Below are 24264 nucleotides of genomic sequence, written 5' to 3'. Positions count from 1 at the left end.
ATATCTCCGGCTTTTATGACAATCATATTTCATGCTTTTTCCTCTTTAAGATCAAATAAAAAACAAGTCCCACCAAAAGACTAATTAGGCCGATTGATCCTATCATCCACCAATTGGTGCTCGTGTCAATCGTCACATCTTCTCGGTTCAATTTCCGTGCTTCATCCGCTTCAATTGTAAATTCTCGCGTCCAGGACCATTCATTGTCTCCCGACTTTGCGGTTAGTTCTAACACGTAGTTCCCACTTCGAAAACGATCTCCCTCTAAAGAAATCGGAAAGTTAAAATTCGAATTGGGCGCCATCTGCATCTTCTCTTTACTGGCCTTATAGAGAACGTCGCTCTCTCCTGCTCGTTTCACGGTAGCTTCCACCGCCAATTGATTGACAAAGGTGGGCGTGAAGTTTTGTAGCGTGGCACTGATCACATTGCGATAGTTCAATTGATCCGCAAACACATCTAATAGTTCCAACTCCGGTTGCACCGAGTCTCGGGTATTACTGACGACCACACCTACCACATGGGCAAATTCATTCTTGATCGCGACCCCTTCTCCTTCTGGTGCTTCACTTTCTTCCTCTTCTTTTACTTCGGTGATTCGTAAACCACCAGCTAAATACCCTTCAAAGGCGTCTTTAGGCATCTGTAAAGGAATGTCTATGACCTTTGTTTCTTTTCCTGCGAGTGTAATGACCTCCGAAGGAGTCATCAGTTCATCCAAGGAGTGAACCAAGGTTGGATCTGCTTCTTCGGCATCTTTGCCATACTCGACATTTCCCAAAGTATTGGTATACGCCGTATGCGGTGTCACCTGGACATTGATTGGTTCTGAACTGGAATTACCGACTTTCAGCTGCAAGGTCTCTTTTTGACCAGGAGCGAGTAATAGCTCATAATACCCTTTACCTTCATCGACTTGACTTTCGGGAAAAAGCGGGGTGACATGTGTATTTAAGGCCGTCTCTTCAGCTTGGGCTGAAATGGGCAAGAAAAGGAAAAGTATCACTAGGAGCCACAGCCCGCTTTGCGTAATTTGTTTGTGTCTCATTTTTTTAATCCTTTCTAAAAAAAGCAGCGCCACAGAGATCTGTAACGCTGCTAGTGACTAATGGAACATGGAAATTGTTACTTCTTAAAGGTCATTTTCAGGTGTTAGTTCTAATTCCCATGTCAAGGTAGAGGTATACGTTACCGCATCTTTAGCAGTCGAACCAGGAACGAATAATTGAATCGCTTCATTCTCTACAACAGCTGCGCCATCTTCTACTTGTTTTGCAATCGCATCATGATCTCCCCAAACAGCCGTCGAGGTACCAGCACCTTTTTGGTTAGCTGCCGTCATAATCGGTACGGCATCATTATTTGGAATCAATTCCAATCCACTTGCATGAATGCTCGGTGCTTGAGCTGCATCATCGATACTGTAGCGTAGGGCCGGATCGAATAACGTGATTTTTGCGCCTTTTAATACCTTGTTTAATGTATCCGTAGGTGCTTCAAATTCTGTTAAACTTACACTTAATTCCCATCCTTCATTGGTACCGCGGGTGTCTTGGACTTGTGCCAAACTTACATAAGGAACTTTATTTTCTTCACCGGTTGTTCCTGTTTTTTGTTGTCTTTCAGCGACCATATTGTAATGCTCATCTGTAGTTGAGATAATTTGTGAACCGAAGTTCATTGTTGGCACAGTTGTGATTGTTAAAGGTCCTTTGTTTTCTCCATCAGGACCAGTGACTGGCGGAATAGTTACATCAGGACCATCCGGTCCAGGATCAACGACTGTGTCATCATTTCCTGGCGTGAAGGTGATTTGACCCTCAGTGGTTGTTTTGCGAACTTCTTGTGTTTCCTTCTCTTGAACAGTTTCTTCGGCGAAGGCTTGTACGCCTCCGGCAAAAATGGTTGTTGATAATGCAGCTACAGTTGCTAACCGGATAAATTTCATTCTTAAATTCCTACTTTCATTTAATTGTTTTTTGTGTTGCTTTTCTTCTTTTGTACCCTAAGGCTAATAAAACGCTACCCACTAAGAAACTGCCGATCCATAGTCCAAGTGAGCTATCAATCATATTGGTTTTCGGCAAAGTACCGTCTGGCTTTTGTGGGCTAGTGCTAGGTGGTGGGGCTGGCGGACCGATTGGTTCATAGGCCCCGGTAAATCCAATCGATCCTTCTGACTCAACGGATTGGACCTGTGTACCGTAAACCAGCAACGGAAACTGCATCGCTATTATTAGGAAACATAGAACGATTATTTGGCCGACCGTTTTTCGCATATTCCCTCCTCCTTTAATGTTCTTCTCAAAATTCATCGTTTTTAAGGAGACAAAAAAAAAGACATTCGATAGAATCAAATGTCTTAAAAAAGTTATTAAATTAGTCTTTCTATTTCAGAATATAAATAGCGAATATAAATTCTAAAAAACGATGGTTTTTGATGCAAATCATTAAACAAAATAAGGATCAACTTGAAGCCTTATTTGCATCTCTTATATTACAAGATTCTCACCAAAATAAATAATCGAAATTTTCACTTCGGTATGCAAATTTAGAAAAACGAATATTAAAAAAGAATCATTAAAAAGAGCGTACAGCAATTTTTTCTCTGGATACTTTTGATTGATCCATGTAATTTAGAAAATATTTTTTGGTCATAAATCGTTACGAAATCTAGATTCAGTCAAATAACGCATTCACTATTTTTCAGAGCAACCCTTCTAAAAGGTGGAAAACTAAAGTTTGATTAAGTTAATTGTTCATGGAGAGTTGACTTAATTAAGCTCGTTTAAATAGTTGGTAGGAACCCAATAGAGTATACCCCAATGTCATTAAGTTAAGGCAAAAAGCAGGAAAACATTTAAGTTTCCCTGCTTTATTTTTTCTATGTAAAAGGACACTCTCTTGATACAATTATTTTAACAATAATAAAACGTCATAGCGCTACTTATTCTGGAGGTGCCCTTATGTCTAATACTATCAACATTTCATCCACACTTCAAGCAGCTCATAAAATCAAACAAAATTTAGAAGATCAAATTCGCTGTATTACAAATCAACCTGAAATTTTTGCTCAATCTCCGACTGATTTTTCTCGAAACAGAAAATTATCTTTTGAGACAACTCTCAAAATTATTCTCTCTTTCGGTGGACAAAGTCTTGCTAGTGAATTACTCTCTTACTTTGATTTTACACTTCAAACGCCAACGGCTTCCGCATTTGTACAGGCTCGAAGTAAAATAAAAATTGAAGCTTTCAAACAACTCTTCTACCGAACCATTCCTTCAAGTAACCAAAACAAGCAATATAAAGGGTACCAACTATTGGCTCATGATGGCTCCGATATTAATATTCCTTATGATGAAAACGATCCTGAATCCCATTACACCATCGGAAAGTTTGATAAATCTGTAGGATCTTTTCATCTCAATGCTTTATATGACCCATTAAATAAATACTATGCATCGGTAAACTTCCAAAAAATTAGACAGCTAGACGAACGGAGCAGTTTGTGTCAAATGGTTGATGAGTTTACTTTTGAAAAGCCAACAATTATTATTGCAGATCGTGGTCATGAGTCATTTAACGTGTACGAACATATTAGAAAAAGTGGTCAAAAATTCGTAATTCGAGTAAAAGATACCAAAAGTAATGGCTTTCTTAAAGGACTTGGATTACCTCAAAAAGGAACATTTGATAAAGAGGTTAACCTTTGGTTAATAAGAAGACAGACAAATAAAATCAAAACTGACAAGAGCTATCAATTTGTGCGTAAAAAAGCCAGCTTTGATTATCTCCCATCCGATTCAAAAGAAAGCTATCCCGTTAGTCTCAGAGTCGTTCGGATTAAGTTGAGTGAGGATAGTTATGAATCTTTAGTCACAAATCTTGATTCCTTCACTTTTAAAAGCGAAGATTTAAAAGTACTTTATCACTTACGCTGGGGAATTGAAACTTCCTTTAGAGAATTAAAATATGCCTTAGGTTTAAACCAATTCCACTCAAAGAAACTAGAGTTTATTATTCAAGAAATTTACGCTCGTCTCATTATATACAACTTTTCAATGGAAATTGCTCAGGTAGTGGCGTTATCAGCTCCTTTAAAGCAGTTCTATCAGCTTAATTTCACACAAGCTATAGGCATTTGTAAAAGATTTTTTCTTGATCAAACCGTCAATGTAGAAATTTTGATAAGAAGATATTTCCTCCCCGTACGACAGAATCGGAGTAACCAGAGAAATATAACAAAAAAGAAATTTGTTGGTTTTTTTTATCGTATTGCCTAATATTATAAATCGGACTATACCATATAGGACGTTTTATTGTGTTGCTCGAAAATATAAAATTAGTCAAGTTAATAAGAAAAAAGCGATATACTTGAGACTATTATTTGTTTTTTTGTCTTAACTTAATGACATTGGGGTATACCTTGTTGGACCCATATTATCTCTTGAATGTATTGATTAACTGAACATAAATTATTTAAGGGATTTTATGATGGAAAATGAGTTTTCTAAAGTATACAAAAAAAAATTGCCCAGAAAGTTTTTTCTGGACAATTTTTTAGCCTATTTTCATTTCAGATTGTATACCATCGAATAGTAATTATTTGTACTTAAATTATTCCCACAAAGTTCCTTGAAGTACGTGCGATAATCTTTCTCAACAATTCGTAAGATTTCATTTATTGGTAATTTATTATAGTCATAATGAATTAGCTCGGTGATTAGACTTAATTTTGCGTCAATTCCTAGAACTATAGGAAGATTTTCCCAAAAGTTTTCTGGTGAAATTGTGCTTGTCAATTGGTCAAGTTGTTCGAACTGTTGTGCCAGATAAACATTCAGTTCTTCTGATTTTCTTTTATCTTGTGGTATATTTTCTTGAAATTGACGCATATATTCATCTTTCGTTAGAGATGGGTTCATGTTGTGTGCTCCTTTCTCTTGCCCTTTCCCTTCATTTCTGATTGATTTGATAAAATTTTCTACTTTTTTATTGATCTATATACAGTATTGTAGATCATCATTCTGGATAAAAATTTGATTTATCAGAGATTCTAAAGATAAAACTAGAGAAAAAACGGTATTCTTTTCTAATTGTAAGGAACTGCACTTAATTCCCACGTCAACTTTGTCGAATAACTAGTTGCTTCTGGATTCGCCCCCTTTGGAACATTGAGTGCAACACTCTCTTTTGCCGTCTCTGCATCACCAAACCGGTAGATCCAAGTTCCCATTCCTTCACTACCTTGAGCTTTGATCAATGTTTGGCGATTTCCAGGTATTAGGGAATGGACAGATTGAAGTTCTGGAGCAGTTTTCCCTTGAGCAGTAACAACTTGTTGGTTTGATAGAGTTATACTAGCGCCATTCAATACTTGGTTTTCTTTTCCTTTAAATTGTTCTTTTTGTGTCACTGCTAATTCCCAGCCGTTACGCTCAGATTCTGGGCGTCGATCACTGATCTGCACAAAGTTTGGTCGTTCTTCTTTCTCGCTAACTACTCCATCTTCATTCATTAAACGTTGTGGTTGAGCATAATACGTTTGATCACGAGCAGAAATAGCTTGTAACCCAAAGTTGAATTGCGAAACAAAGTCAATACTCAACAGCCCTTGACCTTCAGGCAAATCTGGTTTATTTTCTGGGTCCACTTCGACTTCTGGATCCAAAGGATCGACTGGTGAGACTTGGGTAATTGTTTCATAAACAGCTTGAACCGTCGTATCTGTACTTCCCATCATGAAGGTAGTAGTAGCTGAAGTTGTGTTTACGATATTTGTCCCAGTCCCTGACACAACTTCCCAGCGTACAAAGTGATAACCACTGTTGGGATTTGCGTTTAATGTTGTTGTGCTTCCTTGAGCTAAAGTACTAGCCTCTGCACTCGGATTTCCCCCATCACTCGGACTGGCTTCAAGGGTCAAATTGTAGGTGATTTCTTCATATACAGCACGTACTGTCGTGTTTGCGCTCCCCATCGTGAAGGTAGTGGTAGCTGAAGTTGCGTTTGCGATATTCGCCCCAGTCCCTGATACAACTTCCCAGCGTACAAAGCGATAACCACTGTTGGGATTTGCGTTTAATGTTGTCGTACTTCCTTGCGTTAGTGTTGTGTTTGTTGCACTCGGATTTCCTCCAACATCGGGATTAGCTTGTAAAGAGAGATTGTAAGAAACAGGAGGTGTGACCCATCCACCACCACTAGCATTAAAGATCATACCGGTATATCGACGGTCATTAAACGTAGTAAGATACCTTTCATTAAAATCATTTGGATTACTATTGCTATTCACAACAGTCGCTCCATTTAATCCACTAAGCATGACATCTATACTATTCCAAGAATTTAAACCTAAACCCGTTCCATTCCTTGATTCTACCATAGAGAACCTATTTGCTTGAATAATTATTGTACTCCCAGCAGTTGAAAGAACCGGTCTTAAACCAGAATTAGTGGATGATAGAATCCATCCATTTTGATGACTATTAGATATGATTTTCAGAGTACCATTCCGAACCAACTCTATTCCTGTCGCACGCACTGTTGCACTAGCTCCGCCAGCTGTGTCAGCTCTAATCTTTATAGCTCCATTTAAATTTATATTCTGACCAGATATTATAGAGCCTGCCGTACCAGTTGACATAGTAATATTTGAATGATTAATTTCTATTAGCCCACTTCCATTATGAATAATGAGGGGAGCTGTACGAGAATCTCTTCCAATTTGAGCTGGCCAATCAGTTAGTGTAGAATTTATAGTTAGACCTGCTACACCACTCATTACTAAACTATATCCGGAGTTCTGAAAATTAAGAGTCCCTCCATTAAGTGTTATGGATGATAATCTTGTATTAAGAGAATCTCCTAAAATGGAACTAGAAAAAGATATATTACCATGAAATATTATCGTGACAGTAGAAGAGTTCCATGCGCTTCTAAATTGGCTCCAATTATTTACACTGCTAATAGATCGATTTTGAATATCTCTTGTTTCTTCCAAAATACGTTCTTCTTCTATTACAATCAATTCTTCTGGTATAGATAAGTTTTCTTCTACAGCAATCACCGGTTGAATAGTTGTTGAATTATTAATACTGTCTTTTGTATTATTTTGTTCGGTCATCTCTTCTGATTGATTAATTATTTCAGCTTCTTCTAACTCGTTGAGTTTCTCCGTTCTCATTACTGAAGGAGAATCCTGTACTTCCACATAGACATGATCTGCATCGTTATCAAGCGTAAGAAAGTAGTTTCCAGGAATTTCAAAAAGAACGGATACTTCAAAAGATTTCTGTTCATCGTTAGTAGATAGACTCCAATATTCACCATGAGAATGGTGAATTGATTCTCCATTAGAAAACTGATTTTCTATAATTTTTCCGTTTTCAGGAATTCGGATCAATACTTCATTCGAAGGCAATTTACTAGTAAATTTGAAAGTAGTGGGTTGACCAATTACAGTCCGGAATGATTTTACCTCAAATGAAAATTCTTGAATCTCTTCTCCATTGTTTTCTAAATTTGCTCTTGCGCTAACTGTATTTAATAAACTATTTTGCTCTGCATTAAATGTCTCAACAGGTTCTACATCATTACTAGATTGCGTATCTGCATCAACCATTTCTACTTGATTAAAACTTATTTGTAAGAGTAGCATGGTAATTACCAAGATACTGAATAAGTCACTTAGTTTTCTATTCAATGTCTTGCCACCTCTCATTTCGGTTGTTCTTTCTCATTTTTTTCTTTTTATAAAAAATAAAAAGAAAATAGCTTACTAAAAATAGCAATAAAAGTATAGCGACGATCATCCACCAATTGAGACTCGTATCAATCGTGACATCTTGTTGATTCAATGCTCTCGCTTCATCCGCATCAATGGTAAATTTCCGTTCCCATTGCCATTCCTCTTCCCCAGAGCGTGCCGTCATTTTCAACAAATATTCACCACTGCGAAAACGATCGCCTTCTAAAGAAATCGGAAAATTGAAATTGGAGTTTGGCGCCATTTGCATCTGTTCTTGACTGGCTTGGTATAAAATTTCTTCTTCCCCCACTTTTTGTACCGTGGCTTCAACTTCTAAGCGATTCACGAATGTTGGGGTGAAGTTTTGTATATTCGCACTGATGACATTACGATAGTTGAGTTGATCGGCAAAAACATCTACCAACTCTAAATCAGGTTGCACGGCGTCTTGGTTATTACTCACCACCACACCGATGATATAGGCAAACTCATTTTGGATGGCGACCCCTTCTTCGTCGCTTGTTTCTTCCGTTGTGTCTTCTTTGACTTCTTCGATTCGTAAGCCACCCGCTAAGAAGCCTTCGAAGGCTTCTTTAGGCATCTTCAGATCAAGTGTCACTGTTTTCGTTTCGTTACCACCAAGCTCGATGATTTCGGGATGTTCGATCAATTCAGCAAGCGAATGCTTGAGTGTTGGATCTGCTTTTTCCGCGTCTTGCCCGTATTCTACAACCCCCATCACGTTCGTATAAGCAGTATGTGGCGTGATTTTGATTTTCTTTGCTTCTGCGTTTGCGTTTTGTAGTTTCAACGTTAGTTTTTCTGTCGTATCTGGCGCAAGGGTTAACTGAAAGTAACGTTTGTTACCTGCTGTTTGATTATCTGAGAATTCCGGTGTCACATAAAAATTTAAGGTTCCTTCTTCTGCCCCTACGCGCATTGGTGCCAACAAACTGACGAACACCATAAGCAATACTAGCCCTGCTTGTTGGATTTTATTTTTTCGATATGTACTTGCTTGTTTCATTCATTTACTCCTTTCTTTAAAGAAAGTAGCGCTACAAAATTGTAACGCTACACCGTTCACTTCTATCAGCTGAAACCCTCGGTTTCGTCAAAACTATACGGCGCCATTTTCACCTGATTTATCAATATCTTCATTATTATCAGGTATATTGGATAATTCCCAAGTTAGTGTGGATTTGTATTGTGCCGCATCTTTCGCTGTCTTACCAGGAACAAATAATTGGATCGCATTATTTGTCACCACGTCAACCTTATCGTCCGCTTCTTGTGCGTTTAAGTCTGCTTGATTGCCCCAAACAACGGAAGAAACACCAGCACCTTTATCTTTTTCTGCGGTCATCACGGATACAGCAGAAGCATTTGGGATCAATTTCAATCCACTTGTATGAGCTACTGGTGCATTTCCAGCCGTGCTTCCTTCATACTGAATTCTTGGGCTTACCAATGAAATCTCTGCCCCAAGCAAGGTATCATTGACTGTTTCTTTCGTTGCTTTAAAGTCGGTCATACGTACTTGCAGGTCCCAACCAGCATTCGTTCCTCGGACATCTTGTACTTGCGCAAAACTGACATAAGGGACTTTATTTTCTTCACCCGTCGTACCCGCTTTTTGTTGCTTTTCTGCAATCATATTGTAGGTTTGATCCTGATTCGAGATCACTTGTGGACCGAAATTCATCGTGACAGCTTTCATGATCGATAAAGGTCCGGTCGTTCCTGGCACTTCAGGCTCAATGTCTACATCTGGCCCATCTTCTGGTGGAATAACGACTAGGTCTTCCTCTTCATTTGGTGTAAATTCAATCGTTCCATCCGTAGTGACATTACGTACTTCTTTTGATGTTTCCTCGGGTGGTTCAGCTGCGAAGGCTGTGATTCCTCCAACAAAAATGGTTGAGCTTAATGCTGCAATGGTTACTAATCTAACGAATTCCATGTATTTAAATCCTACTTTCTTTTATTTGTTTTTTTCTTTTTGTGCCGCCAAAACCAAAAGCCAAGTACTATGATGACAAGCAAGAGACCAAACATTGACCAAATGCGCATCTTTTCCTCGTTTGTTTTCGGTAATCTTCTGGCTGTTGGGTGACTGACCCCTGAGGGGTGTTGAGCAATTTCTTTTGGTAAATCTGGTTTGATCGCACCTTCCGGTGCTGGCTCTGGTGTTCCTGGTGTTTCATATATGCCAGTAAAACCAATCGTACCTTCTGTTTCCACCGAACGTATTTCTGTTCCATGAACAACTAACGGTGCATACACATGAATCAGTAACATACCCATACTTAGTATGTATCTTTTTTGGTGTTTCATATCCCTCCCCCTATATTCTTAGATGTCTCAAAAATCTTGGTTTTTGATGCAAATCATTAAACAAAATAAGGATCAACTTGAAGCCTTATTTGCATCTCTTATATTACAAGATTCTCACCAAAATAAATAATCGAAATTTTCACTTCGGTATGCAAATTTAGAAAAACGAATATTAAAAAAGAATCATTAAAAAGAGCGTACAGCAATTTTTTCTCTGGATACTTTTGATTGATCCATGAAATTTAGAAAATATTTTTTGGTCATAAATCGTTACGAAATCTAGATTCAGTCAAATAACGCATTCACTATTTTTCAGAGCAACCCTTCTAAAAGGTGGAAAACTAAAGTTTGATTAAGTTAATTGTTCATGGAGAGTTGACTTAATTAAGCTCGTTTAGATAGTTGGTAGGAACCCAATAGAGTATACTCCAATGTCATTAAGTTAAGGCAAAAAAGTAAATAATAGTCTCAAGTATATCGCTTTTTTCTTATTAACTTGACCAATTTTATATTTTTAAGCAACACAAAAAAACGTCCTATATGGTATAGTCCGATTTATAATATTAGGCAATACGATATAAAAAACCAACAAATTTCTTTTTTGTTATATTTCTCTGGTCACTCCGATTCTGTCGTATGGGGAGGAGATATCTTCTTATCAAAATTTCTACATTGACGGTTTGATCAAGAAAAAATCTTTTACAAATGCCTATAGCTTGTGTGAAATTAAGCTGATAGAACTGCTTTAAAGGAGCTGATAACGCCACTACCTGAGCAATTTCCATTGAAAAGTTGTATATAATGAGACGAGCGTAAATTTCTTGAATAATAAACTCTAGTTTCTTTGAGTGGAATTGGTTTAAACCTAAGGCATATTTTAATTCTCTAAAGGAAGTTTCAATTCCCCAGCGTAAGTGATAAAGTACTTTTAAATCTTCGCTTTTAAAAGTGAAGGAATCAAGATTCGTGACTAAAGATTCATAACTATCCTCACTCAACTTAATCCGAACGACTCTGAGACTAACGGGATAGCTTTCTTTTGAATCGGATGGGAGATAATCAAAGCTGGCTTTTTTACGCACAAATTGATAGCTTTTGTCAGCTTTGATTTTATTGGTCTGTCTTCTTGTTAACCAAAGGTTAACCTCTTTATCAAATGTTCCTTTTTGAGGTAATCCAAGTCCTTTAAGAAAGCCATTACTTTTGGTATCTTTTACTCGAATTACGAATTTTTGACCACTTTTTCTAATATGTTCGTACACGTTAAATGACTCATGACCACGATCTGCAATAATAATTGTCGGCTTTTCAAAAGTAAACTCATCAACCATTTGACACAAACTGCTCCGTTCGTCTAGCTGTCTAATTTTTTGGAAGTTTACCGATGCATAGTATTTATTTAATGGGTCATATAAAGCATTGAGATGAAAAGATCCTACAGATTTATCAAACTTTCCGATGGTGTAATGGGATTCAGGATCGTTTTCATCATAAGGAATATTAATATCGGAGCCATCATGAGCCAATAGTTGGTACCCTTTATATTGCTTGTTTTGGTTACTTGAAGGAATGGTTCGGTAGAAGAGTTGTTTGAAAGCTTCAATCTTTATTTTACTTCGAGCCTGTACAAATGCGGAAGCAGTTGGCGTTTGAAGTGTAAAATCAAAGTAAGAGAGTAATTCACTAGAAAGACTTTGTCCACCGAAAGAGAGAATAATTTTGAGAGTGGTCTCAAAAGATAATTTTCTATTTCGTGAAAAATCAAGCGGAGATTGAGCAAAAATTTCAGGTTGATTTGTAATACAGCGAATTTGATCTTCTAAATTTTGTTTGATTTTATGAGCTGCTTGAAGTGTGGATGAAATGTTGATGGTATTAGACATAAGGGCACCTCCAGAATAAGTAGCGCTATGACGTTTTATTATTGTTAAAATAATTGTATCAAGAGAGTGTCCTTTTACATAGAAAAAATAAAGCAGGGAAACTTAAATGTTTTCCTGCTTTTTTCCTTAACTTAATGACATTGGAGTATACTCTGTTGTCCCTTAAAGAGAATAACTTTCTGGTCTAATTAATTGAGACAGATTATGAGAAAAGAGAAACCCTTGGATAAAAGGATTCCTCTTTTTTATTTATCGCTTAATTTTTTAATCATACGGTTGATCGTTTATGACACTTCAAAGAACATCGTCATGCTTTCCAGTAGCTAGTAACCATAATTCTAAAACATCGTTTTTTATTTCGTATACAAGTAGCCAATCTTTTTCAATATGCAATTCTCTAAGTCCTTGTTTATTTCCTTTTAATGCATGGTCTCTATACTTTTGATAAAGTACGTCTGTTCGTTGTTGGACAAGTAATTCTAAGACAATTTCTAGCTTTTGCATGTCATAATGCTTTTTCTTTAGGGTCTTGTAATTTCTTTTAAAAGTAGGAGTTCGCTTAATCTTCATCGTTTAAGTCTTTCATTAATTCAGCTACACTATCAAATGACTTATAATCTTCATTGTTCATTTCTTCTAATGCTTGCGCAAGATTATCTTTTCGTACAGTCATTTCAAAAGGAATTCCTTTTTCACGAACAACTTTAGTTAAAAATATTTTAATCCCTGTTGTCAAGTCAATTCCAAGAGAGTCAAAGATCTCTTTAGATTCTTCTTTTAATTCATCATCAATTCTAAAGTTAATTTGAGCCATTTTTCTCACACCTTTCATATTATAAGTATAGCATTTTTGTGTAGCGTTATAAAGCGAACGCTTTACAAAATGAGAATTGACTCCTTTTTTTCTTTAATCATTCTATCCGCCCTACCTCCTTATTAATTATTTAGTTTTATGTTCCACATTCTTTTCGGCTTACTAGTAGCCATATACGATTGCTGGTTAAATACTCGTAACAAGAAGGAAAACAAACACTGGGAGATTAGACAAAAAGAAAAGCCCTAGAGTATCCTACTACTCTAAGGCTTCAGTGTTCAAATGTTCTTTTTATGCAAAACAATCATATCATGATTTGTTTTTTTTAAAATGGTGACCTTACCTATCGTTTTCCTTTGTAAGCCCATTTTTTTAGAAATATTCATCATCTTTGTATCGATCAATTATTACCACTTCATCTATAACATCCTCTTTCATCTGTTTAGCAATCAAGCTAGGTCGAATTTTTTCTAACCAATTTTGATCAGGTACATAGTCAAGGAAATTGCCGATTGTCGTTAGAACTATCTCATCACTAGATAATTCAACTAATCGTATAAAATTGAACTGTGGGATTGCTGCTACATAATTGATAATATTTTTATCGGTGTGTTCAAAAGACCCCATATACTTTAAGCTATTATTATCGTAAATATCGATTAATTTCATAGTGTCATCTCCTGTTAACTTTTTTATTTGTAATTTTAGTTAGTGTATATATTCGCTTTTCGGAATATATTGGTTTAACTCAAATTGTCTTAACATATTTCTTCTATTATTGGTAATATCTTCCGTTAGAATAATTTTTTTAATGTTCTAACCATTCGGTTATTTCTTTCAGTTTCTGTTCATCAAGTTGATAGCCCAACTCATCCATCATTTTTATATCTTTTTCCAACGCTACTTTCATTCTTTTACTTTTTTCATTTTTTACCTCTTCAATTGTTGGTGAAAAATCAGGACTTATATGTGAGGTAATGAAGCCTTTATAACGTTCGTACAAATCCTCTAGTGTATCAACCCACTCAGTAGTAACAGTACCAGTGGTTAGCGTTACAAAACTATATTGTGTTGCAGATTTAAATTGAGTTCTTTCGACAACTATATGCCACGCAGGATTGACGTTTATTCCCCACAGGACTAAATCTCCTACTTTTAACATGGTTTAACCCTCTTTCTATTTAATTTCCTCTGTTAGTAAATTAAATTGATGGATATTGAAAGAATTATGATAATCATATTTATTTGATTCTCTCCCTACTCTAACCAGTAGATTGTATTGTCTGTACTCGGATATACTCTTAGTTTTCGTCCAGTTAGTTTTATCAAATCAAATAATAAGCTGGTAGGTAGTCCTTCCTCTTCCAGGGCATTTGATCGATAGCTATGATTAGTCATCAACGTGCTAGCAACTTTCTCATCTAAAACTCTTTTATCTATTAATAAATCGACTAATTCACTTAAAGATAAATAGATTTGCTGTTTTGCATGATTCCCATCGAGAGTTTTAGTCATAAATAACCAACTCCTTTGGATCGCGTCTATTTTTTTCAGGGTAGATAGTCAACTTATCTACGTAAGATTCCGCTTCTTTAAGAGTCGGAAATTCTTTTATCTTCTCACCATTTTTAAACACGACATACTGTACTCCAATTAACTTGATTTTGTACATATAATCTCCTCCTATTGCTTCGTTTTTCACTTAATTCCGTCTTATGATACCTATTGCATTACTCCTTTAGATACTGTTATACTAAAGGAGCAATGCTTCGCTGTAGGCTATATTGCGTGCTTATCTTAACTACCGATTAAGATAGGCTTTTTTTGTTTCCTAAGACGTTACGAAACATGTCGTATCTCCCCTCCGATTAACTCGTTAACTCTCTTTAACCATTCATTACTGGCTTCTTGTAGAAATTTATCTGCATTTTTATTTTTGTAACCATGTAATTGTATGATTTTTTCATCTCTGTACTCTAAGGTGTAATAAGGTTTATCTAACTCAGTAGCCCTCCTAATAAATACTATTGTCGTTTCACCATTGGCATGGCTATTAATATAGCTACTCCCACCGACACACATCTCTAAAGATTTTCCTTCTTCAATTAATTCCTTTGCATCTTTTGGCAATAGAAATTGATAACCTTGAACTCTCATTTCTAATTCTTTTAGCTCTTTCGCTCGTTTAGCAAATTCCTTGCGGACAACTTCCCTTTTCATTGCATTCAACCTAGCTACTGCCTCGTCATGTGCTTTATAGATATCTTTGGGAAGTATGTGACTTTCACTTAATGAAATATTCAAATCTTTTAAGGTGTTAATGTAATCTACATAGTATCTAGCATTCACCTTATGCTTAATTAAATAGTTTTGAAATCTAATTAAAGATAATCCATTAGGAACCTCATCTAATAGTCGACTTGACAAATATTTTTCAGCACCGTCGATTAACTTACTCCCTCTATTCTCTATCTCATTTTTTAATTCCCACGTACTATATTTTCTATCGCTCTTTTTAAAAAATTCTTTATTCCTTTTTAACCAGTTAACAGTTACTTTACGCATATCTAATCTTTGCGCAATAATTTCCGAAGCTAATTCACATGCCCCTATTTTCTGTGCAAATTCGATTAATCGTCGATACTTATAAATATGAGGTAACTCTTCTGGATATTCTTCTTCTAAGTCTAAATATCTTAATTCAGAAATTTCACCTATACGATTTAACCAATTATTTTGATATAAAAGCAGATACTGTGTACTATAGCTGAACATTGTTCCAGTATTCGTTAGACCAAATTCATAATGATCAATATTTCTAAGTCCAATTTTTATATGATTATCATTTGCTAACTGCTCTAGGTTTAACAAGTAGCTTAAAAAAATTTGTTTTCCATTTTCAAATTTTGAAACGATTGTGTAAGTCTGTATTTCAATTCGCTTTTTCGTACAAAGAACAGTCATGAAATTTTCTTTTCTGTCGTAAAAAGTTAGTCTCGATTTTTTAGTTAACCTTTTCTCACGTACGTCATTATGGTTTCTCTCCGAAGCAATAATTTCTTTTTCCTTATTTTTCCATACGTACGTTGGCATTTGTTCATAGCACCAATCAAAGAATGCTTTTGGCGGTTTCAGACAATTTTTAGCATAATCATTCGCATTTTTCATAGAAAATCTAGCAAACTTAATTGCTCTCCTTCCGGTGATTTTGTTTCTTTTTTAGGAACATGGTTTTCTTTTTCGCATTGCTTACTTACTGTTACTGATGGATTCGTTACGCTCATCTTTGGTTGCTTTATTTCAACTTCTTCACTCTTAAAGTAATCTGTCACCCATTGAAAAACATCATCATGGATAATTAGTGCGCACCCTCCAATTGCTTGCTTCATTGCCTGCGAGTAACAATACTGCATTGCCTTTCTAATACTTTTCCCTTTCTTTAGAATCCCCTCTAAAAGCTCATTATCTACTTGTACCTGTTGGCACAACCAATTGTGTATAATATCTTCCGACCTTGGACGTTCCTCACTCATTTCTTCCATCATCTTGGCATGTGCCTTTTCTATTAATTCATTCATTTCAATTCTCCTTTCTTATTGTGTGGTGCTTTCCATAAACTAGAAAGCACCTATCCGATTATTTTCTCGATATGAGTAGTAAGTATTTTGTCCGACAATAATATGGTCTAAAAGCTCGATATTTAACATTTTTCCGCACGATTCAATATTTTCGGTCACAATATCATCTTCCTTGCTTGGATTCGGCTTGTTCGAGGGGTGGTTATGTGCGATTAAAATTCGACAAGCATTTGATAGTAACGCACGTTGAAAGATATCTCTTGGGTGACAAGTAGTATAGTTTAACGTTCCCTTATGGACGATTGAGTAACTGTTAATATTATTCTTGGTATCTAAACATAACAGCACTAAATTTTCTTGTGTGTCATAGCCAATTTCATCTTGCAACCACTTTGCAATTGAATAAGACGAGGTAATCTTTAACGGTGGAAACTCTTCATAAACACGACATTCTTGCTTGATTTTGACGATTTCATAGACTTTTTCCATAAATTCAGCTCATTTCTTTTAAGGTTTTGGGTTTTCAACATACATTTTTTTTAACGTTTTTCTGAGGCGAAAAGGTTTTAAAAAATTTCAATTTTCAGATCGTTAGATTTCGCTCCTTTCTTTGATTAAACTTCGTTCCATTTCTTCCAACTGTTATCCTCGGCGTGCTTATGCCCTACACCTGTAGCAGGCAGAAAAAAAGGGAGTGCTGTAGGGAAAAGTTTTGAGTGATCTTCTCAAAAGTTTTCCCGCCCCTTTTTTTCTGACTGCGGAAGGTGTATAAGCAGTGACGCTGAGGGTAACAGTGGTTTGGGAAGAAATGGAGCTTAATCAAGACATCGGACGAACGAGCTGAAAATCGCTTTGAAATTTAAGCCCTTGACCTTGAACTTGCCTTTTGGTTTTGATCTTGATCTCTTGTTTTTTACTTATTCTTTTGTCGCTTTTCCTGTTGAGTAATCAATGATTATTCCAGTCTGTATATTTGGTATCAGAACGTTGAAATTAATCTGCTTGTCTTCAATACTCTTCGCTTCTAATTGGATAGCGCGTGGGACTAACTCTGTTTCCGTAAAAATAGGTGTTACTCTATAACGTACATGATTATTTGTACTCTTTAAGTATTGCGCAATTTCATTTTCATACTTGACCATGTGAATCTGATTTAATTCTTGTGTGCCAGTAAATAGGTTTTTCCAGTTTGCATTTTCACCAGTTAGTTGAAATCCGAGTAATAGCGATAGGTAATCCTTTGATATTATCTCCGGATTTTCCCCCGCTCCACACCGTACGTGAGACTTTCACCTCATACGGCGTTCCATCTTATATCATTTCTTCTAATTCAACTAAATTACATAACTCACGATAGTGTTTAATTTTTGTCAGTTGTTTTCCGTTTAACTGAAGGATATTTAAATAGTTATTTATCGTGCCTTTAGAAACCGCATGAATCAAAATATGAACCCATTTATGAACAATAACTAAATTATCAAAGCTATCCGTACCACCTAAATGTTTGGGTATTTTATGGTGGCAATGGACATCTTCCGCTTTAAGAAATGCTCCTGTGACTGCACATAAGCCTTGTTGCATAGAATATTTTGAAATTCTATTGTCCGCGTATTCTATATTTTTATTATCAGAAAGGTACATAACCATTTTTGAAATTTCTGTACATATATTGGGCAAAAGTTGGCTGTAAATTTTCTTTCGCCCCTTCTTTGTATAGAAACATATATCTTGGCTAAAGCACATATCATTTTTCGTTTGGACATCTGATATCGGATATAGGTACGCTCCTGCAATATTGTAGGTTTTATAGCTGTTCTTGTGTAATCTCTTATAAGTTGCGTTTGCTTTAGTGGGTGGTCCATATTTCCCTGCTGATTTCAACCGATTACGGAAAGTCTGCATAAGACGATAGGCGATTTCGTGAAAGTCTTTATTTACATGTGTAGCTGATTGAAAATAATTCTTTGTTCCTAGTAAATACGCATTGTATTTGTAGGCTGATTTTTGTATAGGGCTTTTCTGAATTTCACGAATAAGGCATCTAAGTTTTTCACTTATCTGTTTCTTTTTGGCTTTTGTTATATACGTATGAGCGACATAGGATTTTCGCTTTTTGACAGCTTTTAACGTGAAGCCCAAAAATTCTGATTCTCTTTTCCTTAGATTAGTTATTTTAGATTTTTCTGGTGAAATATCTAAAGATAAATGATTGTTCAAATAGCCTTTTATACCGTGGTAAATTCGAATTGCTGACTGGTGATTTTTAGTAAATATCTTGAAATCATCAGCGTAACGAACGATAAACATTTCTTTTAGCGTTGTTTTCCGCCTTAAGCCCCTTAATCTTGAAGATGGGTGATATGGCTCTCTCGTTTTCATGAATTCCCATTGGTTGGCAATCCACCAATCAAGCTCATTTAATACCACATTAGATAACAAGGGAGACAATATCCCTCCTTGCGGAGTCCCCTTTTTCGGAACACCCTCTCCTTCAATTGGGGCTTTTAACATCTTGGCTAGAATTGCTAAAACTCGTTTATCTTTTATCCCTATCGTATATAGTTGCTTTATCAGCTTATTGTGATTTACATTGTCAAAGAATCCTTTTACGTCAATATCTACCACGTAGTGAAAATTCTTTCGCGTTAGAAATTTACATCTTGCCATTGCGTGTTTAGCTGACCGATTAGGTCTAAATCCATACGAATGGTTATAGAATTTTGCTTCACATATTGGTTCTAAGATCTGTAAAAACATTTGTTGGATAACTCGGTCTCTCATTGTTGGAATTCCTAGTGGTCTCTTGTTACCGTTACTTTTTGGAATATAAACCCTTCTTACTTTCTGAGGTTTGTAATCCGACAGTACACTTCGAATATATCTGACAAACATTTCTGTATTTGCTAGTTTATAATCATCGATCGCGATCCCGTCTACTCCAACTGTTTTTGAACCTGTATTATTTTTAATCACCCTGTATGCCAAGAGGATATTTTCTCTGGAGATAATTCGTTCATACAAAGGGACAAATGTTGTGGATTTGTTTTTGCTTCTCTCATATAAATCGTCTAATACTTCTTGCATACCGTAATATTCTACATATCGTAAATACGTACTCACCGATGGATAACTCACTCCTATTTTGGAAGTCCCATCATCTTACTCGACCCTGTAAGTTTCATTCAGTTGTTTTAAAATTCAATAATAATAAGACTTGGGGCTATCCCTCCATGCGAATTACCACATATCAACAGTACTGTGCCCCTACTCTCACAAGGATAAAATAATTTCGATTGTTCTCTTATATATACCTGCTCATGAATTAGATGGTTCTCATGCAGTTCCTTGCTTTCCACGTTCCAATTAAGTTAGCTTTGCATATATCCTTAGGTACTTACTTTGAGCCTGTTAATTTATATCTTCTTTGTTAGGTATTCCGAATTTCTTCCTCATCACCATACTTTTCGGTAATTAACCCTGCGCACGCAGTATATAGTTTTCACTATATTACCGATTTAGACCCGTTCATTCGCAAGTTCGTCAGTCAACGTTTGACATTCTTACCATAGATAATTTATAGCATCCCGACCTATCCTCAGCCATATCTTAGGTACAGACTTAGGCTTTGTTCAGCCGACTTCACCTGGCTTCACACAATAAATAGCTATTCCTATTTGTTGCATGCAGGAGTATCAGATAGTTTGTTTCAGCTCAACTTGAAGGCTTTCATTCCAAACTTCACTTAATTAGTTATAACTACATATTTTGTAGTTCTCCTATTTCGTATTTACATACTTATAAGGAAACGTGTCACACAATGACTTCTATTATAGAGCCACACACCACTTTCTAGTTTTTTCTGATTCCAGCCTGTTGGATAAACGTTCGATATATCTCCCCGTTCTTCTGTTGGCATCATAGATTGGTGCAATAGTGCATCTGCGACACCGACCCGATTAAGGGAGTCGAGATTAGAAAATGTTTGCCAAGTGCCTGCATCTATCGACATCTCTTCAGCTTTAAAACTCGGATAATTGCCGTTTACTTGGATAACAACATTCTGACCATCATAATCAGGCAGATTCTCAACCTCTTCAACTGAGATTTCTTCCTGATAGGCCCAATCACCGAAAAAAGCAGGCAACTGAACATTGATTTCAGATAAGTCCATCAAAGAAGCAGTAAACCCAAACAAACTAAATAATGCTGCGAGTATGAATTTTGACTTACGTTTCATATCAGTCTCCTTAATACAAAAAGCATTACCTCTCAAAATGAGTAGGTAATGCTTTTATGTCATCATTATTTTTATTATAAGTTGTACCATGATTTTTCCTTCATAGCTCTGGCTCATTGTCTTTTTCCGTTGATCGAAGTTCAGATTTTACTCGAAAAGTAGAAAGATCTTGGGCCACATTTCGCTCTTCAATCGGTTGACGCAAATACAACTCACGTTCTTTTTTCGAAGGTAATGTACGATACAATCCCTCAAATGCTTGTTCTTCTTCTAAATGATCCTTTGCTCGATAGAATGACATCAGATTAAAAGTAAACTCTAAACGTTTGATATCATGAAAAGGAACCATCAAATAGTTTTCGCTGTCCAATGTGCCGTATGCAGCATTGGCTGAAATTAACGCTGTACGCTTATTTCCATCTTGAAAAGCCTGTAATTTAGCCAGTCTAGCGAAAACCCACCAGGCATCTTTTTCTGTTCGTTCAGATTGTTCAAACTGATCCACGATTTCTTGTAAATCGTCCCTAGAAATAATCTCTTTAGGGAAATAGTGTTCTTGACTAGCTTGATCAAGAACAATAGCTATCCGATCATCTTCATTGTAATATGAATTTCGCAAATGACCAGGTAATTTGGGCTGTTCTTCAGACGGTGAATCAAATTGCTTGTTCACTTCGATAATACCATCTACAGAAAAACCTTTTTCTTTTATCGCATTGATCCCTTTTACACTATCCATAAAAATAGCTATATCATCTCTATTTTGACGGAGTGGTTTCGTAGATTTCAAATCTAACGCTTTTTTCGTTTGATAAACAGAGCTGCCGTAATTATTCAAACTACCCAATGATTGAATGAATTTTGCGAGTGCCGTAGTATCCATAGGTTGACCACCTCCAGTATCAGACATTTAATTTTTGAGCCAATGCTTCAGTCATCGTTTTAGAAAAATTAATTCCTTCATTCGTCGCACGCACGTTCAACCAATGTGGAATTTTGATTGTTTTTTTATCAAGTTGGACATCTTTTAAATAATCATTTAAGTCGACAGAAATCAATGTCGCAAATTCTGTTTCAGGGTTTACAGAAAGGGCATTGATAGCCGTAGGTGTTGGCAAAGGCATGTTTTTTTCGACTAGGTCTCCAAGCATAATACCTAACGCATCTGCCGCAAGTTCTAATCCTTGGGCGATATCTTCCGATTGCGTGACCGCTCCTTCAACATCAGGAAAATAAATTCCGTATCCAACAGGATCTTTTTCAAATATAGCTGGATAAACTTTTTTCATTTCTATCCCTCTCTTTCTTATAGACACAGTGGGCTTATTTGCCCACTGCTTTTCGAACAGAATCCTCTACTCTTCTAGATAACTCTTTTGAATGACTGGTAAGAATAACTGGTCTAGGAAAATTTTTCTTTATAAATTTCCTGTGTGACCCCTTTCCACCCTTCACTTCAACAAAGCCAGCATCTTTGAGTAATTTCTCTGCTTCTCTAATTGTCATGGGCATTTCAAGCTACCTCCTGACAATAATATTATAGCACGTACAGGGCGTACAGTAAAGCTTTTTCGTGTCTATTTATCAAGATCAACCGAATCGGATACTGCCTTTTCTGTCAAAATACTCAATGCTGCATCGTAAGTTTTTAATTGTTTCTCAAGCAACTTTACTTGTTTTTCAAGTTCTTTTTTCTCACCATGTAAGGATTTTACTTTTTCTATTTGTTCAAGATTGGACGGATCATACTTTAGTTTTTCGTTCGCTCTAAATAACTTGTCGTCCAAAGTTGCTCTTGCTGCTTGCACAATTTCATAATTATCATAAAAGTCTTTCCCTAAAACATGTGGTAGTTGATCGCTGCTGACTTGACGGGTTGACAAAATATTTAAAGCTGTAACCATTTCTCGGACATTTTGAATAGCAGAATTTTTTCGTTTTGGAAACAGCCCACTTTCTCCAGAAAGATAACTTGCCAAAGACGCTCCCTTAACAAATTTATTTTTCTGCCCTTTTTCATCACTCCAAAAATAAAAAATATCTTTATAATTAAAATGTGCCTCGTAGCGTCCGTCTTCCAATTTCTCTAACATGTAATCAGGAACTTTGACCACCCCTGTTTCATACCGGCCATAGGCAATCTCAACATAAATCCCTGTCATGGTGTCTCTTTGTATTTGCCAGGGTTCAATGACAAAGATTAGATCGGGTAAAGATTCTTTTTCTGTTTTTTGTTCGACATATTTTTTTGCAATATCCATTGCATTGAAAACCGCTTCCGGTTTATTTTTACTTACCCGCTCGATAATATTTTCTTCATTGTAGATTCGTTGTTTTTTATTTATCGTATAATCACGAGCTGGACGTTTTTGTGGCAGATCCAATAATTTGTAGTTGATCACTTTCCCATATTCTTCTGAATTATGATTAGGGTCAACATCAATATTTAGAAGCCTTGCCTTAACTAAAAAATCATCCCAGCTTGTACTATGGGTAAGCAAAAAATTTAAACGTTCTTTTAATTCCACTCGATACGCATTCTTTCTTCGATATTCTTGATACTTTTTATGTGAGTTTCTTTTAGGCGTATCGAGGATCATTGCGCCGTGATAGTCCGCTAACTTATCGGAGTAATTTCTTAAATGAGCCGCTGTTCCTCGTTGCCAGCGGAACTTAGTTAAATCGACACTTGAGGTTGTATTAAAAATAATATGGTTATGCAAATGGTCTTTATCAACATGGGTGGCAATGACAAATTCATAATCTTCACCTAAGAAGTCGAGCGCTGTCTGTCTTCCAATTTCATGAACTTCTTCAGGTGTGAGATTGTCTTCAGGATCGAACGATTGAACAATATGTCTTGCAATTACTTCCTCAGTCTTTTTTTTATTCATTTTTCCACGGACTCTTTGAGCCAATGTTCTTGTTAAGTTCATTTCAAAAAAAGCATTGTTCACGGCGTTAACTTTATGACCACTCGTTAAAGTTTGATTTTTTGTTTTTTCTGGATCTAGAATGTATCTTATCGCCTCTTTTAGATATCTTTCTTGCTTAATCGTGAGCGTTTTAGTCGTTGGCACTTCACTCCCTCCTCGTTAGCTTCTGAATTTCTTGTAGCAAAATGTCTTGTGAACGTACATAGTTGTTTTGCATTTTCGCGAACTCTGAAACGAGATATTGGATATCTTCTTTTTCTACAAGATCTGTCTGATTTAATTTATGGGCAATCTGGTTGATATTATTGCCGATCATATTCAACTCAGAAACATATTGCCCCGTTTCACCTAAAGCTTCCTTCAAATCTGTAAAATCTATATTGATTACCCATCCGTTAAGGGCCATTAGACGAATATAATTAGTCATTGTTCCTATTCTCGCTAAGTTCATATTTTTCTTAATTCGTTGCTTTTCTTCTTCAGTAACATATACTTTTATTATTTCATTACGGAACAAGTTTTTTTTATCCATTTGAATCTCTCCTACGATAATCACTTAATGCTTCGCAAGGCTATGCCTTGCCCACTCCCGAACCAAAATCTTCCGCCCAGGAGGGGCGGAGTTTCGACAGTGGCAAGCATAGCGAGGTGGTACCACCTCACGAAAAACCAAAAAAGAAGGGAATCCCGAAAATCTACGATTTACGAGTTTCCTCTTTTTTGGTT

General features: G+C 36.2%; 26 protein-coding genes and 1 pseudogene. 1 reads left to right on the top strand and 26 read right to left on the bottom strand.

Going from position 1 to position 24264, the window contains the following annotated elements:
* Positions 1 to 22 precede the first annotated feature (22 nt).
* The 3 genes from IGI79_RS14225 to IGI79_RS14215 all read right to left on the bottom strand — a co-directional run bounded on the left by IGI79_RS14225 (position 23) and on the right by IGI79_RS14215 (position 2279).
* Positions 23 to 1048, bottom strand: a complete 1026-nt coding sequence (locus IGI79_RS14225; protein ID WP_438753821.1) for a DUF916 and DUF3324 domain-containing protein — start codon at positions 1046 to 1048, stop codon at positions 23 to 25.
* 84 nt (positions 1049 to 1132) lie between these two features.
* Entirely contained in the window at positions 1133 to 1948 is an 816-nt protein-coding gene (locus IGI79_RS14220; protein ID WP_438749041.1) for a WxL domain-containing protein, read from the bottom strand.
* 16 nt (positions 1949 to 1964) lie between these two features.
* On the bottom strand, positions 1965 to 2279 hold the full coding sequence (locus IGI79_RS14215) for an LPXTG cell wall anchor domain-containing protein (RefSeq protein WP_438749043.1): 315 nt from the start codon (positions 2277 to 2279) through the stop codon (positions 1965 to 1967).
* Between the two features lie 687 nt (positions 2280 to 2966).
* Here IGI79_RS14215 and IGI79_RS14210 point away from each other — a divergent pair.
* Positions 2967 to 4286 (top strand): IS4 family transposase, encoded by a 1320-nt coding sequence (locus tag IGI79_RS14210; protein ID WP_438753819.1) that lies wholly within the window; start codon positions 2967 to 2969, stop codon positions 4284 to 4286.
* A gap of 288 nt (positions 4287 to 4574) precedes the next feature.
* Here IGI79_RS14210 and IGI79_RS14205 read toward each other — a convergent pair whose 3' ends face one another.
* The 23 genes and pseudogenes from IGI79_RS14205 to IGI79_RS14095 all read right to left on the bottom strand — a co-directional run bounded on the left by IGI79_RS14205 (position 4575) and on the right by IGI79_RS14095 (position 24070).
* Positions 4575 to 4928 (bottom strand): DUF7006 family protein, encoded by a 354-nt coding sequence (locus tag IGI79_RS14205; RefSeq protein ID WP_023523770.1) that lies wholly within the window; start codon positions 4926 to 4928, stop codon positions 4575 to 4577.
* A gap of 167 nt (positions 4929 to 5095) precedes the next feature.
* Positions 5096 to 7708 (bottom strand): WxL domain-containing protein, encoded by a 2613-nt coding sequence (locus IGI79_RS14200; protein ID WP_438840885.1) that lies wholly within the window; start codon positions 7706 to 7708, stop codon positions 5096 to 5098.
* A complete protein-coding gene (locus IGI79_RS14195) occupies positions 7701 to 8780 on the bottom strand; it encodes a DUF916 and DUF3324 domain-containing protein (protein ID WP_438749114.1) in 1080 nt (359 codons plus the stop codon). The genes IGI79_RS14200 and IGI79_RS14195 overlap by 8 nt, the downstream gene beginning before the upstream one ends.
* Positions 8781 to 8873: 93 nt before the next feature.
* The gene (locus IGI79_RS14190; protein WP_438749051.1) at positions 8874 to 9716 is read right to left on the bottom strand and encodes a WxL domain-containing protein; all 843 of its coding nucleotides are present in this window, start codon (positions 9714 to 9716) and stop codon (positions 8874 to 8876) included.
* An 11-nt stretch (positions 9717 to 9727) separates the two neighbouring features.
* Positions 9728 to 10090, bottom strand: coding sequence for an LPXTG cell wall anchor domain-containing protein (locus tag IGI79_RS14185; RefSeq protein ID WP_438749053.1), 363 nt, complete (start codon positions 10088 to 10090; stop codon positions 9728 to 9730).
* Between the two features lie 563 nt (positions 10091 to 10653).
* Entirely contained in the window at positions 10654 to 11973 is a 1320-nt protein-coding gene (locus IGI79_RS14180) for an IS4 family transposase (protein ID WP_347082699.1), read from the bottom strand.
* 294 nt (positions 11974 to 12267) lie between these two features.
* Positions 12268 to 12543: a type II toxin-antitoxin system RelE/ParE family toxin gene (locus tag IGI79_RS14175; RefSeq protein ID WP_347082646.1), complete on the bottom strand. Its 276-nt coding sequence runs from the start codon at positions 12541 to 12543 to the stop codon at positions 12268 to 12270.
* Entirely contained in the window at positions 12533 to 12787 is a 255-nt protein-coding gene (locus IGI79_RS14170; protein ID WP_271525121.1) for a type II toxin-antitoxin system RelB/DinJ family antitoxin, read from the bottom strand. The genes IGI79_RS14175 and IGI79_RS14170 overlap by 11 nt, the downstream gene beginning before the upstream one ends.
* A 372-nt stretch (positions 12788 to 13159) precedes the next feature.
* Complete coding sequence (locus tag IGI79_RS14165) at positions 13160 to 13456, bottom strand: hypothetical protein (RefSeq protein WP_438749057.1); 297 nt, start codon at positions 13454 to 13456, stop codon at positions 13160 to 13162.
* Positions 13457 to 13595: 139 nt separating this feature from the next.
* Positions 13596 to 13949 carry a hypothetical protein gene (locus IGI79_RS14160; RefSeq protein WP_438749059.1) on the bottom strand — a complete coding sequence of 118 codons (354 nt, stop codon included), beginning with the start codon at positions 13947 to 13949 and terminating at the stop codon, positions 13596 to 13598.
* A 95-nt stretch (positions 13950 to 14044) separates the two neighbouring features.
* Positions 14045 to 14302, bottom strand: coding sequence for a hypothetical protein (locus IGI79_RS14155; RefSeq protein ID WP_347082650.1), 258 nt, complete (start codon positions 14300 to 14302; stop codon positions 14045 to 14047).
* Complete coding sequence (locus IGI79_RS14150; RefSeq protein WP_271525124.1) at positions 14295 to 14459, bottom strand: hypothetical protein; 165 nt, start codon at positions 14457 to 14459, stop codon at positions 14295 to 14297. The genes IGI79_RS14155 and IGI79_RS14150 overlap by 8 nt, the downstream gene beginning before the upstream one ends.
* Positions 14460 to 14626: 167 nt before the next feature.
* Positions 14627 to 15955, bottom strand: a complete 1329-nt coding sequence (locus tag IGI79_RS14145; RefSeq protein ID WP_347082652.1) for a PcfJ domain-containing protein — start codon at positions 15953 to 15955, stop codon at positions 14627 to 14629.
* Positions 15952 to 16365: a Cas9 inhibitor AcrIIA9 family protein gene (locus tag IGI79_RS14140; protein ID WP_347082654.1), complete on the bottom strand. Its 414-nt coding sequence runs from the start codon at positions 16363 to 16365 to the stop codon at positions 15952 to 15954. The genes IGI79_RS14145 and IGI79_RS14140 overlap by 4 nt, the downstream gene beginning before the upstream one ends.
* Before the next feature lie 39 nt (positions 16366 to 16404).
* Positions 16405 to 16854: a JAB domain-containing protein gene (locus IGI79_RS14135; protein WP_010736452.1), complete on the bottom strand. Its 450-nt coding sequence runs from the start codon at positions 16852 to 16854 to the stop codon at positions 16405 to 16407.
* A gap of 428 nt (positions 16855 to 17282) precedes the next feature.
* Positions 17283 to 17594: pseudogene (locus IGI79_RS14130) on the bottom strand (DNA/RNA non-specific endonuclease); the annotation flags it as partial.
* 82 nt (positions 17595 to 17676) lie between these two features.
* Entirely contained in the window at positions 17677 to 19449 is a 1773-nt protein-coding gene (gene ltrA, locus IGI79_RS14125; RefSeq protein WP_438753811.1) for a group II intron reverse transcriptase/maturase, read from the bottom strand.
* 703 nt (positions 19450 to 20152) lie between these two features.
* Positions 20153 to 20602, bottom strand: coding sequence for a hypothetical protein (locus tag IGI79_RS14120; RefSeq protein WP_438749080.1), 450 nt, complete (start codon positions 20600 to 20602; stop codon positions 20153 to 20155).
* 100 nt (positions 20603 to 20702) lie between these two features.
* Positions 20703 to 21485 carry a Fic family protein gene (locus IGI79_RS14115; protein WP_347082425.1) on the bottom strand — a complete coding sequence of 261 codons (783 nt, stop codon included), beginning with the start codon at positions 21483 to 21485 and terminating at the stop codon, positions 20703 to 20705.
* Between the two features lie 19 nt (positions 21486 to 21504).
* The gene (locus IGI79_RS14110) at positions 21505 to 21891 is read right to left on the bottom strand and encodes a type II toxin-antitoxin system HicB family antitoxin (protein WP_034690421.1); all 387 of its coding nucleotides are present in this window, start codon (positions 21889 to 21891) and stop codon (positions 21505 to 21507) included.
* A gap of 34 nt (positions 21892 to 21925) precedes the next feature.
* Complete coding sequence (locus tag IGI79_RS14105) at positions 21926 to 22114, bottom strand: type II toxin-antitoxin system HicA family toxin (RefSeq protein ID WP_023520664.1); 189 nt, start codon at positions 22112 to 22114, stop codon at positions 21926 to 21928.
* A 65-nt stretch (positions 22115 to 22179) separates the two neighbouring features.
* Positions 22180 to 23682, bottom strand: a complete 1503-nt coding sequence (locus IGI79_RS14100; RefSeq protein WP_347082423.1) for a relaxase/mobilization nuclease domain-containing protein — start codon at positions 23680 to 23682, stop codon at positions 22180 to 22182.
* A 1-nt stretch (position 23683) separates the two neighbouring features.
* Positions 23684 to 24070, bottom strand: coding sequence for a plasmid mobilization protein (locus IGI79_RS14095; protein ID WP_077152001.1), 387 nt, complete (start codon positions 24068 to 24070; stop codon positions 23684 to 23686).
* Between the last annotated feature and the right edge of the window lie 194 nt (positions 24071 to 24264).

The organism is Enterococcus sp. AZ084, assembly GCF_051714905.1.
Classification (GTDB): domain Bacteria; phylum Bacillota; class Bacilli; order Lactobacillales; family Enterococcaceae; genus Enterococcus_B; species Enterococcus_B pernyi.
This window is presented reverse-complemented; position numbering and strand designations above follow the sequence as displayed.